Genomic DNA, 13,130 nt, shown 5'->3' on the forward strand with positions numbered 1-13,130 from the left:
GATGGACTTCGAACTGCCACCGTGGCTCGGCGAACCGAACGACGACATCGAGGAGTGGGAGGTCGTCACGACCGACCGCTGCGGTGCGAGCCACGTCGTGTTCCTCTCGCCACGGGAGGCCGACCGGGACCGCGAGACGTTCATCGTCGCAGAGAGCAGCGCCGTCTGCGACCTCCTCGAACACCGGTGACGGTCGGCTAGCCTCGCCCTACCCGGGCGACGGCGGCGAAATCCGTTCATAACAAAGGGCAAAACGGGCCGACGTTCCGGCAGTTCGGCCGACCGATTCGGCCGGGACGTTAAACGGATGAACACGACTACTTCCCCAACAGTTCGGTACAGAGCCGCACTTACGCTCGGCTTTCTGTGTGTCACGGCCGCCCTCGTCGCCGGCTACCGGAACCCGGCGACGGGGTACGAACTCTCCGTGTACGCCGCGGCGCCGACGACCTTCTGGGTCGGTGTCGGAGCAGCACTTCTCTTGGCCGTCGCCGTCGTGGTGTCTGTCCCCGACAACGACGTGTTGTCCAACGCCGGCCTCGCTCTCGCAGCGACGGCCGTCCTCGCCGTCGTGGGACTGCCCGTCCTTCGTGGGTACGCCTTCCACGGTGGCGGCGACTCGCTGACGCACCTCGGCTGGGCCAGAGAGATACACAACGGCGTCTTGCGCCCCGACGAGCTGCTGTATCCGGCGATTCACATTATCAGCAACTTCCTCTTCGAGTTAGGCGGCGTCGAACTGACGCGAGGACTCGTCGTCCTCCCGACAGTCGTCTTCCCGGCGGTGTCGGTCGTCTTCTTCGGCCTCTGTCTGCGCGCCATCTCCGACAGCCGCTGGGCGTTCCCGGTCGGCGTCCTCGTCGGCTTGCTGTTCATCCCCATCAACCTCGTGAGCGTCCACGTGTTGGCCCACCCCTCGAGTCAGGCCATCCTCTTTGCGCCCGTGGTGTTGTTCCTGCTGTTTCGACACCTCACGTCGGTGTCGAAGCGGTTCGTCCTCCTGACGCCCTTCGGGGCGCTTCTGGGCATCGCGACCGGTGGGATGGTGCTCGTCCACCCACAGGAGACGCTTGGCGTCCTTCTGTTGTTGTTCGCAATCGTCACCACGCAGGCGCTCGCTCGCCGGTACGCGTCGACCAACCCACTCGCCGTCTACAGCGGCGTCGGCGTCCACGCCGCGCTGTTGTCGGTGGTGTTGGTCGCCTGGATTGCCGTCCACGACCGGGCGTCCAGTCGGGCCGTGTTCATCGTCGAGAGCCTCGTTGCCGGCGGTGAGACGCTCACCGAGACGACCAGTGCGGGCACCTCGGTGGCCGCCCTCGGTGGCAGCTTCGAACTGTTGTTCCTCAAACTGTTCGCCGGAACGCTCGTAGTCGGGCTGCTCGCGTTGGTCGCCACCTACGGCGCATTCCGACAGCGGTTCCGTGAACTGACGCCGACCGACCCCATGGTCGGCTACCTCACCGCCGCGCTCGCCCCGCTCGGCGTCGGCTTCCTCGTCATCTTCTTCGCCGCACAGGGCGACCACTACTTCCGGATACTCGGGTTCATCTCGGTGCCGGTGGCACTCGTCGGCGGCCTCGGCCTGACACGAATCATCTCCAACGCCGAACGACGGCTCACGCGACGGCACCTCTCGGTCGCACTCGGGGCGTTCTTCGTCGCCGTACTCCTCGTACAACTCGTCACCGTACACGCCAGCCCATACGTGTTCAAGGCCAACCAACAGGTGACCGACCAGTCCCTCGAGGGTCACGACGTGACATTCGACTACCACGACGGCGAGACGCCGCTACTCGGAACCCGGCTTGGCTCCTGGCGGTACATAGAGGCACACTACGGCTTCACCGCCGCCCGCGGCGACCTCGATTTTCCGGGATTCCGGACCGGCATACCCGGGCCGGTGTTCAACGACAATCTGACGACGTTCTACGAGACGGATAGGTACATCGCCGTCACGGAGAGCGATCGCGTCTCTGAAGTCGAGTTGTACGACGAACTCCGCTACAGCGAGGCCGGCTTCGAACGGCTCGACCGCTCCAGCAGAATCCATCGACTCCAAGACAACGGCGAGTACCAGCTCTACCGGCTGGACCCGGCCGACTGATGGAGCTCGCCGAACGCCTCTCCCGCGGCGTGAAGGCGACGTTCGGGGCCAACATCCTCGACGTCGTCGCCAACGCCGTCCTCATCGTCGTCCTCGCGCGATACCTGCTGACGCCCGAGGAGTACGGACTGCTGTACTTCGCGCTGTCGGTGTTCGGCACCGTCGGCATCCTCGGCACGCTCGGCCTGCCCTCCTCGGCGGCCCGCTACGTGACCGAGTTCGCCGAATCCGCGCCCGGACAGGTGCCCCACGTCATGCGAGTAGCCCTCGGCTTTCTGCTCGCCCTCTCGGTGGTCGTCGGTACGGCCGTCACCCTCGGTGGACCCTGGCTGGCAAAGATTCTCGGCGATGCCGAGTTGGCGCCGCTTTTGCTCCTCGGTATCGGGTACGTCGTCGGCGAATCCCTCCGACAGTACCTCACGGCGATGTTTCAGGGGCTCAATCGAGTGTCCTGGAGTGCGGTCGTCAGGTCGGTACAGGCGGTCGGCCGCGTCGGTTTCGCCGTCGGGTTCGTCCTGTTGGGGTTCGGCGTCGTCGGCGCCCTCGCCGGCTTCGTCGCCGCGAGCCTCGCGTCGGTCGTCGTCGGAGGTGTCGTCTTCGTCCGGTTCTACCGCTCGTTCCCGACCGCCGACCGCGAAGAGGGCATCGTCCGCCGACTGCTGGAGTACAGCATCCCGCTGACCGCGACCCGGAGTGCGAGCGTCATCGACGGGAAAGTCGACACCATCCTCGTCGGCGTGCTGTTGAACGTGACCGCCGTCGGCTACTACACCATCGCCAAACAGATCGCCCAGGTGTGTGTCACCCCCGCGAGTTCGCTGGGGTTCACCATCTCGCCGGCCGTCGGCGAACAGAAGGCCGGCAACCGCGCCGACCGCGCCGCCCGACTGTACGAGCAGGCCCTCGAGTACGTGCTGTTGCTGTACGTCCCCGCCGTCGTCGGACTCGTGTTGGTCGCCGAGCCGATGGTTCGCTACGTCTTCGGCCAGGAGTATCTCGGTGCCGTCGTCGTCGTCCAGTTGCTGAGCGTCTACGTGTTGGCGATGGCCGTCGTGAAAATCACGAGCGACGGCCTCGACTTCCTCGGACGGGCCCGCGACCGCGCGATTGTCAAGATTATCATGGCACTGTCGAACGTCGTGTTGAACCTGCTTTTGATACCCATCTTCGGCGTCGCGGGAGCGGCGCTGGCGACGGTCGTCACCTTCAGCGGCTACACGCTCGCGAACGTCTACATCATCAGCCTCGAACTCCCAATCGAGTTCGCCGGCATCGCCCGGTCGCTCGCCGGCGTCACCGCCGTCTCCCTCGTGATGGGTGCGGCGGTGGCGCTTCTGGTGCCACACGTCACCGGCCTGTTGACTCTCCTCGGGGTCGTGGCCGTCGGCGCGGCCATCTGGCTCGCTGGCGTCGCCGGCGGCGGACTGCTCGACGTCCGGCGAGCCGTCTCGTATCTCACCTGAACGGGACCGCACGACGGTCAGGGCGAGCATAACGAAACGGGTCGGCGCGGAACGCCCGACAGAGATGGACGTTCCCCCCGACACCGACATCGTCTACGCGAGCTGTACCGAACCGGGTCACGCCGTCCTCGAATCGCTGCTCGAAGCCGACGCCCCGGTCACTGAAGTCGTCACCCTCACCCCGGAGATGGCCGACCGCCACGGCGTCGTCAAGTACGCCAAGTTCGACGCCCTCGCCGCCGACTACGGGATTCCCGTCTACCACCCTGAGACGTACGCCATGACCGACGCCGACCGCGAGCACTTCGCGGCACTCGACGGCGACCTGCTCGTCGTCAACGGCTGGCAACGGCTCGTTCCGGAAGGCGTCTTGCAGACGTTCACCCACGGCGCCCTCGGCAACCACGGTAGCGCGATGGGACTGCCGAAGGGCCGAGGACGCTCGCCGCTGAACTGGTCGCTGATTCAGGGGTACGACCGGTTTCTGCTGTCGGTCATCCAACTCGAACCCGGCGTCGACGACGGCGCCGTCGTCACCACTCGGAAGTTCGACCTCACCGACCACGACACCATCGAGACGCTGTACTACAAGGTGAGCGTCCTGCTGAAGGAGATGCTCCCGACGGCAATCGAGACGGTCGTCAACGGGACAGAGCTCGAAGAACAGCCCGGAGAGCCGACGTACTACCCGAAGCGGACGCCCGACGACGGCGACATCCACTGGGGTGACAGCACCCGAGATATCTATAATCTCGTGCGTGCGGTGACCGACCCTTACCCCGGCGCGTTCACCTTCGACGGCGACACCCGCATCGACGTCTGGGAGGTGGTGCCGTTCTCGACCGACCTCGGCTGGGAGGCGACGCCGGGTCGAATCCTCGATGCGTTCTGGACCGGCGACTTCGCCGTCGCGACCGCCGACGGGAGCGTCCTCGTCACCGACTGGGAGACCGAGGGGTCCTGGGAGCCCGAACCCGGCATCGAACTCGACTCGTCGGGCGAACACGACCGCGTCGACGGCTACGACCAGCGACACAACCTCTCTTCGGGTGGTAGCGATGCGTAACGAGCCGATGCCGTCGACGCCCGAGGCCTACCGGGCGTTTCTGGACGGCTTTCTGGACGAGGGCTACACGTTCCACGGCTTCGAACCGCTTTCCGAGCGGGCCGTCGTCGTCCGACACGACATCGACCTCTCGCCGACCGCCGCGCTCGCGATGGCCGAAATCGAAGCCGACCTCGGTATCGAGACGACGTACTGTTTCATGCTGACGACGCCGGCGTACTCCCTCCGGAACAACGTCGACCTCCTCGACGAGATTCTCGCGCTGGGACACGACATCGCGGTGCACTTCGACACTCACCACTACTGGGACGACGACCCGGGAACCGGTGTCGTCGAGTCCGCGGTTCGTATCGAGTGTGAGACGCTCGGCCGCCTCACGAACGCGACCGTCGATACGGTCTCGTTCCACATGCCGCCGGAGTGGGTCCTCGGGCGGCAATACGGGGGCTTCGAGAACACCTACCAGCCACGGTTCTTCGGCGACATCGACTACATCTCCGACTCCAGACAGAAGTGGCGCGACCAGTCCCCCTTCGACGGCCCCATCCCCGAACAGGTGCAGATACTCGTCCACCCGGGGCTGTGGACGCCCGAGAACCGCGATATGGACGCCATCGTTCGGGAGATACGTGACGAGCGACTCGAAGAAATCGACCGATACGCCGCGGCGTACTGACGGGCCGACCCTTCTCAGTCCGACCGCCCGTTCAGGGGGCGGTTGAGCACCATATCCAGCACCATCCCGCCGAGGAGTGCGACGATTCCGACGAGCGTGAGTCCGGAGCGTCGCCGGAGGACGGTGCCGACGAGTCCGACGACCGCGCCGGCGGCGCCGCCGACGAACAGCCCCGTCCGGAGTTGTTCGCTCGGTGAATCGCGCTTCGTCGCCAGCCGCCAGACGAACATCCGGAGCAACATGAGCGACACCCGCGGGATGTACTCGGCGTAGCTGATGGTGCTCGTCTCGTCGCCGTAGGACAGCGGTGCGGGCACGTCGACGACGGTTTGGCCCGCGGCACTGAGTCTGACTAACAGGTCGTTGCAGTAGCCGTAGAACTCGTACATCGCCTTGATGTCGATGGCCTCGAGTGCCGACCGCGAGATGGCGGTGTACCCCATCTGCGGGTCGCCGACGTGCCAGTAGCCGGTGGCAACTTTCGTCAGATACGTCAACACCATGTTGCCGACGTAGCGGAACGCCGGCATCTCGGCGTGGTCGGACTCGCGTATCAGCCGGTTACCCTTCGCGTAGTCGGCGCGGCCGTCGACGACCGGTTCGACGATGCGCACTAGCTCGTCGGGGTCCATCTGTCCGTCCCCGCCCATCACCGCGATTACGTCGATGTCGTCCTCCAGGGCGCGGAGATACCCCGTCTTGATGGCGCCGCCGACGCCCCGGTTTTCCTCGTGACGTATCGGGACGACGAAGGGATTCTCCCCCTCGCGGCGATGTTCAGTTTGGCGTTTCGCTCGCTGTATCTCCGCCCACGTCTCGTCCGTCGAGCGGTCGTCGATGGCGTAGGCGCGGTCGACGAACGCCGGGAGCGTCTCGAGGACCTCCCCGACGAACCCCGCTTCGTTGTACGCTGGAACGACGACGCCGATGGAGCTGTTTTCGTACATGATTTCCGGCCGAACCACTCGTGGGTTCGTTGTGCCGAAAAGCCACGACGAGCGTATTGTTATGGGCTGGCTGACTGGTGGCTGCGACAGTTCACTCGGGACCACGGCGGCTAGGCGGTGGATACCGACGGCGACGTTCGGTAAGCAGTGACAACCGCTCGAAGTCGTCGGGAAAAGCCACACCGTTGCCGGGGTGTTTGTCGCCGACTACCGACCGTCGAGAGACCGGTAGTCGGTGACCAACTCATCGCCGGAATTCCGAACGCTCGTGAACGCTCGATACGTATTTGAGTCCCCGAATCCACCAAGCAAATATGAGTAAGTGGCTAACAGATGACGACCAGAAACGAATCAAGGACTTCGCCGAGCTTCCGGCGTACATGCGGTCGCCGGAGATGCTCGTTCCCGCCGACGACGCCGACGAGTAGCCGCTTACGGCCTGCTCCGTGACGATTCTTTCGGAAGTTGCGCCCGGAGAGCGCCCGGCAGACCGTAGTCCGGACAGTACTGTCCCACAGGTACGGCGGACAGTCTCAATCCACCAGTTCTCGGTTCTGAATCTCCGTCCAGAGCCGCTCGCCCCGCTCGGTGATCCCGTAGACGCGGCCCTTCCGTCGGTCCTCGTCGACGAGCAGTTCGACGAGGTCCCGCTCCCGGAGCTGTTTGAGCGCGTGCGACACCGAGGCGATGGAGATGTCCTCGTCCTCGGAGATCTTCGACGGCGTCGCCGGCCCCTCCACGAGGCGGTTGAGGACACTGATTCGGTACTTCGAGCTGATGATGAACCCGATTTCGTCCCAGTCGTCGGTCATCGAATCACACCCCAGGGGCTCGCGCTCATTGTTCGGCCCCCCGTGACACCACAGGCCGGAGTTGTCGTCTCGACGACCGGTAGTAGACGAGGCTCAGCACGGTAAACAGGAGTATGATGACCGTGCCGACCGCCGCACTGAACTGGGGGGCGAGAAGCACCGAGAGGACGTGAACGACCAGTCCACCGATGGATACCCCCAGAAAGTACCGCGGCCACTCGTCGCTCGGTTCCTCCGATGAGAGATACGACGTTATCGTCCGCAGGTTCCCGTTCAGTTCGACGGTCCGCTCGTCGGGGTCGTACTCGACGACGCCCGCCTTTGCGAGCTTCGGGATGTGCGTCTGATACAGCGAGACGTACGTCCGTTTGCGCTGCTTCTCGTCGAGCTGTTCGGCCTCGGTGTCGTTTTCGACGGCCGCGACGTGGGCCGCGAGCTCGTCGATGCCGACCGGTGTGTCCTGTTCGAGCAGGTATTTCAGCGCGAGTCGTCGCCGTGCGTTACTCAGCAAATCGAATGCAGCGTCTTGTGACAGTGTGCTTGAATCGTTCGACATTACCAGTCTCGGTAGTCTCGTTTCGGATCCCGTGATCGGCTCTACCGCCACCAACCGCCCCACGGCACTTTGTTACACAGCGGTTATCGCTCGGCCCGGTGGGGCGACCGACCTCTAACAGCCCGTTTTCGACGGATACGGCCCCTTTCGGCCATCGCATGGAGTCGTTTCTCACCCGACGGCGGTATGGTGGGGATAACAAAGGCCGACGGCCGCCGCCCACAGGTAAGATGAGCGAACCGAACTCTCGGGGGACACCACGACGGACTCTCGAAGCGTCGAGAACCGGAGGGACCGATGAGTGACGAAAGCCGAATGCAGTCACTACACGTGAAAGACGGCACTGTCGGAAGCGTCCCGCTCGACATCGTCGCCGGGTGGGGAGTACTCGCCGGCGCCCACATCGCCGGGTTCCTGTCTTTGGGCACTCCGGTTCGGTTGATTCTCGCCGCACCGGTGGTGTTCTTCCTCCCCGGATACGTCACCGTCTCGGCGGCATTCCCACAGCGGGCGACCGCGCCGGAACTCCGGTATCCGACTCGAATCTCCGTCGGGGAACGGTTCGCGCTCTCGGTCGGATTGAGTCTCGTCATCGTTCCGCTCCTGGGTCTGCTCGTCGCGCTGTTCCCGGGCGGAATCACCGAGCCGGTCGTAGCCGGCCTGCTCGGGGCGTACATCGTCGGCGGGGGCGTCGTCGCCAGCGTCCGGCGGTTTCACGTCCCAGCGGAGCACCGCTTTCGGGTTCCGGTCGGACACTGGGTCGGCCGACTCGTCGGCTCGCTCCGTCACGGCTCCCTCGGCGAGCGGGCCGTCACACTCGTGTTGTGTCTGAGCATCGTCTCGACGGTCGCCGCCGCCGGCTTCGTCCTCGCCGTGCCGGCCGACGGCGAGTCCTTCACCGACCTCCATCTCGTCACCGAGACCGACGACGGCGATCTCGTCGCCGATGGCTATCCGACGAACCTGACCGAAGGCCAGCCAGCGACCTACACCGCTGGCATCGAGAACCACGAGGGCATCGCCACCGACTACGTGGTGGTGGTGACTCTCGACCGGGTCACCGAGATAGAGGGAGCACAGCGGACCGTCGAGTCGAACGAACTCGCGCGGTTCGACGCGACGGTCGCCGCCGGCGACCGCTGGACTCGAAGCCACACCCTCACACCGGAGATGACCGGTGAGGAACTCCGGCTGACCTACCACCTGTACGTCGACACCGCTCCCGAAACCGCCGACAGGGACAGCGCCTACCGCACCGTCCACATCTGGGTCGACGTCGCCCCCGCCGACGCCTGACCATGCTCCCGTGGGAACACCTCGCGGTCGGCTACCTCGGGTATTCGGCGTGGAGCCACCTCCGAGACGGCCGACGGCCCTCGGGCCGCCCCGTCGTCGTCGTCGCGATCGCCACCCAGTTGCCCGACCTCATCGACAAGCCGCTGGCGTGGGAGTTCGGCCTTCTCCCCGGCGGGCAGACGCTCGCTCACTCCCTCGTGTTCGCACTGCCTGCAGTGGCGTTCGTCCTCGGCGCCTTCGGCAGCCGAATCGGGGTCGCCTTCGCCATCGGCTATCTGACACACCTCGCGGGCGACGTGGTGTACCCGATGGTTCTCGGTGGAGGCCCGCGCGTGTCGTTTCTCCTCTGGCCGTTCGTCGAAGCGGTGCCCAGCGAATCGCCGGGGTTTCTCGCCGAAACGTGGGCGATTCTCGGTGACGCGAGGCAGTTCATGTTGAGCCCCGAGGGAACCATCTACCTGGCCGCGGAACTCGCGTTGCTGCTCGCGGTGTTCGCGCTGTGGCGCTACGACGGCCACCCCGGCGTGCCGCGCCGGTCGAGGTCGCCCCGAATCGGACGGTAAAGCGGCGCTCGAATCGAGAAGTAACGGTCTACTCGCCGAAAGCGCATCATAACAAAACCCGATTGCGGCGACCACCTGACAAGCCGTCAGCACGGCCCGCGACACTATGACACAGGATACGACGCCCTCGAAGACCGCGAGTAACGAGTCGGCCGATACCCGACGAACGCTGCTGCGTTCGATACCGATAGCCGACCCGGACGTCGGCGCCGCCGAAGCCGAGCGGGTGTCGGCCGTCATCGACAGCGGCCGGCTGGCCGATGGCCCGGAAGTCAGGGCCTTCGAGTCGGAATTCGCCGACTACTGCGGCACCGACCACGCCGTCGCGACCTCCAACGGGACGACGGCGTTACACGCGGCGCTCGTCGCCGCGGGCATCGAACCCGGCGACCGCGTTCTGACGACGCCGTTTACGTTCATCGCGACGGCGAACGCGATTCGGCTCTGCGGAGCCACCCCCGTCTTCGCCGACATCGACCCCGTCACCTACAACCTCGACCCCGTGGCCGTCGAGCGCCAACTCGAGGCGGAATCAGTCGATGCGATTCTCGCCGTCCACCTCTACGGGCTGCCCGCCCCGATGGGAGCGTTGCGGCGGTTAGCAGACGAGTACCACCTCACACTCATCGAGGACGCCGCTCAGGCCCACGGCGCGGCAATCGACGGCCGCCGCGTCGGCTCGCTCAGCGACGCGGCGACGTTCTCGTTTTACCCGACGAAGAACATGACGACCGGGGAAGGCGGGATGATTACGACCGACAGCAGTTCGATTGCGGCCCACGCCCGGTCGTTCATCAACCACGGACGGACGGACGCCGACAGCAGCTACGAGCACCATCGCGTCGGACACAACTTCCGGATGACGAGTCTGTGTGCGGCCATCGGCCGGGAGCAACTCGAGAAGCTCCCGTCGTACGTCGAATCGCGGCGGCGAAACGCCGAGCGATACACCGAGGCGCTGACGGAGGCGCCGTCGATTCGCCCGCCGGTCGAACCAGACGGCTACCGGCACAGCTATCACCAGTACACCGTTCGCTGTTCGGACCGCGAGGGCCTCGCGGAGTGGCTCGACGATGGGAACATCTCGTCAGGCGTGTACTACCCGCGAGGCGTCCACGAACAGCCGCCGTACGTCGACATCGGCGGGAGCTATCCGGAGGCCGAACGAGCCACCGAGACCGTCCTCTCCGTGCCGGTACATCCCGGCCTCGACGAGGCGGAAGTCGAGCGCGTCGCCGACCGACTCGCGAGGTTCGACCGATGATTCCCGTCGGCGTCGTCGGCGTCGGGAGCATGGGGCGCCACCACGCGCGGGTGTACCGGGAACTCCCGGGGGCGGAACTCGTCGGGATCCACGACGCCGACGAAAAACGAGCCGCCGGCGTCGCCGCCGAACAGGGGACCCAATCCATGGAGTTGCCGGCGTTGCTCGACGCCGTCGAGGCGGTGTCGGTCGTCGTGCCGACGCCCTATCACCGCGAGGTGGCGGAGGCGGCGACCGACGCCGGCACGAGCCTGCTCGTCGAGAAACCGCTCGCGGGGACGCCACGGGACGCACGCGCAATCGTCGATGCGGCCGAGGAGGCCGGCGTCACGCTGCAGGTCGGCCACGTCGAGCGGTTCAACCCCGCCGTTCAGGCGGTCTCGGAGTTCGCCGACGAACTCGACATCGTGGCGCTGGAGGCCCAGCGACTCGGGCCGCCGGTCGACCGCGCTGGCGACGACGGCGCCGTAATGGACCTGATGATTCACGACATCGACATCGCGCTGTCGCTGCTCGGGGAGTCGGTCGTGGACGTGCGGACGACCGGAACCGCCGACGGCGAACACGTCACGTCGATGCTGACGTTCGAGGGGGGCAGCGTCGCGACGCTCACCGCGAGTCGAATTACACAAAAGAAGGTGCGGACGCTGGCGTTGACCGCCGCGGACTGTCGCGTCGACGTCGACTACACCTCACAGGACGTGACGATAACTCGGCAGACCACCCCGGAGTACATCGAGGCCAACGGCGGACTGCGGTTCCGCAGCGAGACGGTCGTCGAGCGCCCGACGGTCAAAAACGGCGAGCCGTTGAAGGCGGAACTCGCGTCGTTCGTCGACTGCGTCAGAACGGGAACGCCACCGGAGGTGACCGGCGAAGACGGGCTTCGAGCGCTCGAAGTCGCGGGGCGCGTCCTCGAGACGCTCACACACGACGGCAGCGTCGAGTGGGCCGACCAGCGGACCCACTCCTGAACGACTCAGTCGCGGTGCTTACCGCTGGATGGCGTGTCGAACCCCGCGGAGGAACGGCCGCGGGTCGTCGAATTTGAGTACGTCGAAGTTCGGCATCCGGTAACAGGACATCGCGATTTCTGCCGCCGTACCGACGAGAGACGGCGCCTCGACGAACGGGGAGTCGTCGGTGATGATGCTCAACAGGTGGCCGAGTTCGCCGTACAACAGGTGGCTGCCGACGCCGACCTCGTAGCCCGGTTCGATTTCCTCGCCGCGCCCGGTCGCCAACAGCCAGTAGTGTGCCGGAAAGTCCGCACCCGCCACGACGGCACAGGGCAGCGACTGCCACATCCGGGGGTTGATTTCGGTCAGCACGTACTCGCCGGTGTCGGCGTCGCGCATGTACTCGATGCAGGCGAGGCCGTGATAGTCGAGGTGGTCCAACAGTTGCGTCCCGACGGCTTCGAGTTCGGGATCGGCTATCGACTCCCGGTAGACGCCGCCGCCGCCGGTGTAGGAATCGCCGCGAATCTGTCGGTGCTGGAACGTCGACACCGCCTCCCCGTGGTCGTACAGCGCGCCGAAGACGTACTCCCCAGAGGACCGGACGTACTCCTGGACGATGGGTTCGTGTTTCATCTCGGCTTCGATTTCGTCGACGTCCGGCGTTTCCCCGGGGCGGACGTGCGTCACCGTCTTCACGACCCCGACGTCCCGCGGGGACCACTCGGGGAGGTACTCGTCGACGAGGAGGTTGTATCGGGATTTGATGATGCGCTCTTCGTCCCAAGTGTCGACGTCGGAGAGCAGTTGCGTCTCGGGGGCGGGAACGCCGGCCTCCCCGGCGGCTTCGATGAGCCGAACCCGGTCGTGGACGGTTCGAAGCGTCTCCATCGGCGGCGTGACAAGCGAGACGTACGGCTCGAAGCGGTCGGCGTACTTCGCGAAGACGTAGGGGTCCTGCGGTCGAAGCGGGGCGATGGTCCGAACCTCGGGGCGGGCGGCGACGCCGACCAGGGCGTCCCGGTAGGCGAGGAGGTCCTCGGTGGGCGAGGGCAGCCGGACGAATTCGTCACAGAACCGCGAGGCGGCCGCGGGAACGTCGTCGTGCTCCGAGCCGATTATCGTCCCGACATCCAGTCGGGCGAGTGACCGAACACTGGTGTAACTCCCCGCGTCGAATCCGGTCGGAATCAGCATCGATCCCCCGTCGGTAGTCACGTCGTGCATACCGGAGCGAGGGGAGTCCGGGCCCATTGCTATAGAGGAACTACCGGAACCCGGCGGGCGGACGGCTGAGCCGAACCCGCCGACGAGAGCCCCGCAGCGTGCGGTAGTGGCACCATAACAAAGCCGTTCAGTCGGCGATGTGTCGGCGTGAACGAAACCGACACCGACGCTCGGCGGAACCGATTGCGGGAACC

13 protein-coding genes are annotated in these 13,130 nt (G+C 65.8%); 9 read left to right on the top strand and 4 right to left on the bottom strand.

The window, feature by feature from the left end:
• The first annotated feature begins 1 nt into the window (after window position 1).
• The 5 genes from HWX69_RS01375 to HWX69_RS01395 all read left to right on the top strand — a co-directional run bounded on the left by HWX69_RS01375 (window position 2) and on the right by HWX69_RS01395 (window position 5,312).
• Complete coding sequence (locus HWX69_RS01375) at window positions 2–190, top strand: hypothetical protein (protein ID WP_178915280.1); 189 nt, start codon at window positions 2–4, stop codon at window positions 188–190.
• Between the two features lie 117 nt (window positions 191–307).
• Window positions 308–2,107 carry a hypothetical protein gene (locus HWX69_RS01380; protein ID WP_178915281.1) on the top strand — a complete coding sequence of 600 codons (1,800 nt, stop codon included), beginning with the start codon at window positions 308–310 and terminating at the stop codon, window positions 2,105–2,107.
• Window positions 2,107–3,570 carry a flippase gene (locus HWX69_RS01385; RefSeq protein WP_178915282.1) on the top strand — a complete coding sequence of 488 codons (1,464 nt, stop codon included), beginning with the start codon at window positions 2,107–2,109 and terminating at the stop codon, window positions 3,568–3,570. Before HWX69_RS01380 ends, HWX69_RS01385 begins: the two co-directional genes overlap by 1 nt.
• Before the next feature lie 64 nt (window positions 3,571–3,634).
• Complete coding sequence (locus HWX69_RS01390) at window positions 3,635–4,636, top strand: methionyl-tRNA formyltransferase (protein ID WP_178915283.1); 1,002 nt, start codon at window positions 3,635–3,637, stop codon at window positions 4,634–4,636.
• Window positions 4,629–5,312 (top strand): hypothetical protein, encoded by a 684-nt coding sequence (locus HWX69_RS01395; protein WP_178915284.1) that lies wholly within the window; start codon window positions 4,629–4,631, stop codon window positions 5,310–5,312. Before HWX69_RS01390 ends, HWX69_RS01395 begins: the two co-directional genes overlap by 8 nt.
• A 14-nt stretch (window positions 5,313–5,326) precedes the next feature.
• On the opposite strand, the gene HWX69_RS01400 is transcribed toward HWX69_RS01395, so the two are convergent.
• The 3 genes from HWX69_RS01400 to HWX69_RS01410 all read right to left on the bottom strand — a co-directional run bounded on the left by HWX69_RS01400 (window position 5,327) and on the right by HWX69_RS01410 (window position 7,627).
• Complete coding sequence (locus HWX69_RS01400) at window positions 5,327–6,259, bottom strand: glycosyltransferase family 2 protein (RefSeq protein WP_178915285.1); 933 nt, start codon at window positions 6,257–6,259, stop codon at window positions 5,327–5,329.
• 533 nt (window positions 6,260–6,792) lie between these two features.
• A complete protein-coding gene (locus tag HWX69_RS01405) occupies window positions 6,793–7,071 on the bottom strand; it encodes an ArsR/SmtB family transcription factor (RefSeq protein ID WP_178915286.1) in 279 nt (92 codons plus the stop codon).
• A gap of 25 nt (window positions 7,072–7,096) precedes the next feature.
• On the bottom strand, window positions 7,097–7,627 hold the full coding sequence (locus HWX69_RS01410; protein ID WP_178915287.1) for a DUF7344 domain-containing protein: 531 nt from the start codon (window positions 7,625–7,627) through the stop codon (window positions 7,097–7,099).
• 297 nt (window positions 7,628–7,924) lie between these two features.
• On the opposite strand from HWX69_RS01410, the gene HWX69_RS01415 reads away from it, so the two are divergent.
• From HWX69_RS01415 to HWX69_RS01430, 4 genes are all read left to right on the top strand, one after another.
• Complete coding sequence (locus HWX69_RS01415) at window positions 7,925–8,923, top strand: DUF1616 domain-containing protein (protein ID WP_178915288.1); 999 nt, start codon at window positions 7,925–7,927, stop codon at window positions 8,921–8,923.
• Window positions 8,924–8,925: 2 nt separating this feature from the next.
• Window positions 8,926–9,486 (top strand): metal-dependent hydrolase, encoded by a 561-nt coding sequence (locus HWX69_RS01420; RefSeq protein ID WP_178915289.1) that lies wholly within the window; start codon window positions 8,926–8,928, stop codon window positions 9,484–9,486.
• A gap of 169 nt (window positions 9,487–9,655) precedes the next feature.
• A complete protein-coding gene (locus HWX69_RS01425; RefSeq protein ID WP_348642994.1) occupies window positions 9,656–10,750 on the top strand; it encodes a DegT/DnrJ/EryC1/StrS family aminotransferase in 1,095 nt (364 codons plus the stop codon).
• Window positions 10,747–11,724 (top strand): Gfo/Idh/MocA family protein, encoded by a 978-nt coding sequence (locus HWX69_RS01430; protein WP_178915291.1) that lies wholly within the window; start codon window positions 10,747–10,749, stop codon window positions 11,722–11,724. Before HWX69_RS01425 ends, HWX69_RS01430 begins: the two co-directional genes overlap by 4 nt.
• A gap of 18 nt (window positions 11,725–11,742) precedes the next feature.
• Here HWX69_RS01430 and HWX69_RS01435 read toward each other — a convergent pair whose 3' ends face one another.
• On the bottom strand, window positions 11,743–12,936 hold the full coding sequence (locus HWX69_RS01435; protein WP_218644648.1) for a carboxylate--amine ligase: 1,194 nt from the start codon (window positions 12,934–12,936) through the stop codon (window positions 11,743–11,745).
• Window positions 12,937–13,130 lie beyond the last annotated feature (194 nt).

This window comes from Natronomonas gomsonensis (assembly GCF_013391635.1).
In the GTDB taxonomy this organism is placed as follows: Archaea; Halobacteriota; Halobacteria; order Halobacteriales; family Haloarculaceae; genus Natronomonas; species Natronomonas gomsonensis_A.

Coding starts and splice junctions, on each gene's coding strand:
- HWX69_RS01395 (WP_178915284.1), top strand. CDS start 4,629: ATGCGTAACGAGCCGATGCCGTCGACGCCCGAGGCCTACCGGGCGTTT.
- HWX69_RS01375 (WP_178915280.1), top strand. CDS start 2: ATGGACTTCGAACTGCCACCGTGGCTCGGCGAACCGAACGACGACATC.
- HWX69_RS01405 (WP_178915286.1), bottom strand. CDS start 7,071: ATGACCGACGACTGGGACGAAATCGGGTTCATCATCAGCTCGAAGTAC.
- HWX69_RS01415 (WP_178915288.1), top strand. CDS start 7,925: ATGAGTGACGAAAGCCGAATGCAGTCACTACACGTGAAAGACGGCACT.
- HWX69_RS01385 (WP_178915282.1), top strand. CDS start 2,107: ATGGAGCTCGCCGAACGCCTCTCCCGCGGCGTGAAGGCGACGTTCGGG.
- HWX69_RS01420 (WP_178915289.1), top strand. CDS start 8,926: ATGCTCCCGTGGGAACACCTCGCGGTCGGCTACCTCGGGTATTCGGCG.
- HWX69_RS01430 (WP_178915291.1), top strand. CDS start 10,747: ATGATTCCCGTCGGCGTCGTCGGCGTCGGGAGCATGGGGCGCCACCAC.
- HWX69_RS01400 (WP_178915285.1), bottom strand. CDS start 6,259: ATGTACGAAAACAGCTCCATCGGCGTCGTCGTTCCAGCGTACAACGAA.
- HWX69_RS01435 (WP_218644648.1), bottom strand. CDS start 12,936: ATGCACGACGTGACTACCGACGGGGGATCGATGCTGATTCCGACCGGA.
- HWX69_RS01390 (WP_178915283.1), top strand. CDS start 3,635: ATGGACGTTCCCCCCGACACCGACATCGTCTACGCGAGCTGTACCGAA.
- HWX69_RS01380 (WP_178915281.1), top strand. CDS start 308: ATGAACACGACTACTTCCCCAACAGTTCGGTACAGAGCCGCACTTACG.
- HWX69_RS01410 (WP_178915287.1), bottom strand. CDS start 7,627: ATGTCGAACGATTCAAGCACACTGTCACAAGACGCTGCATTCGATTTG.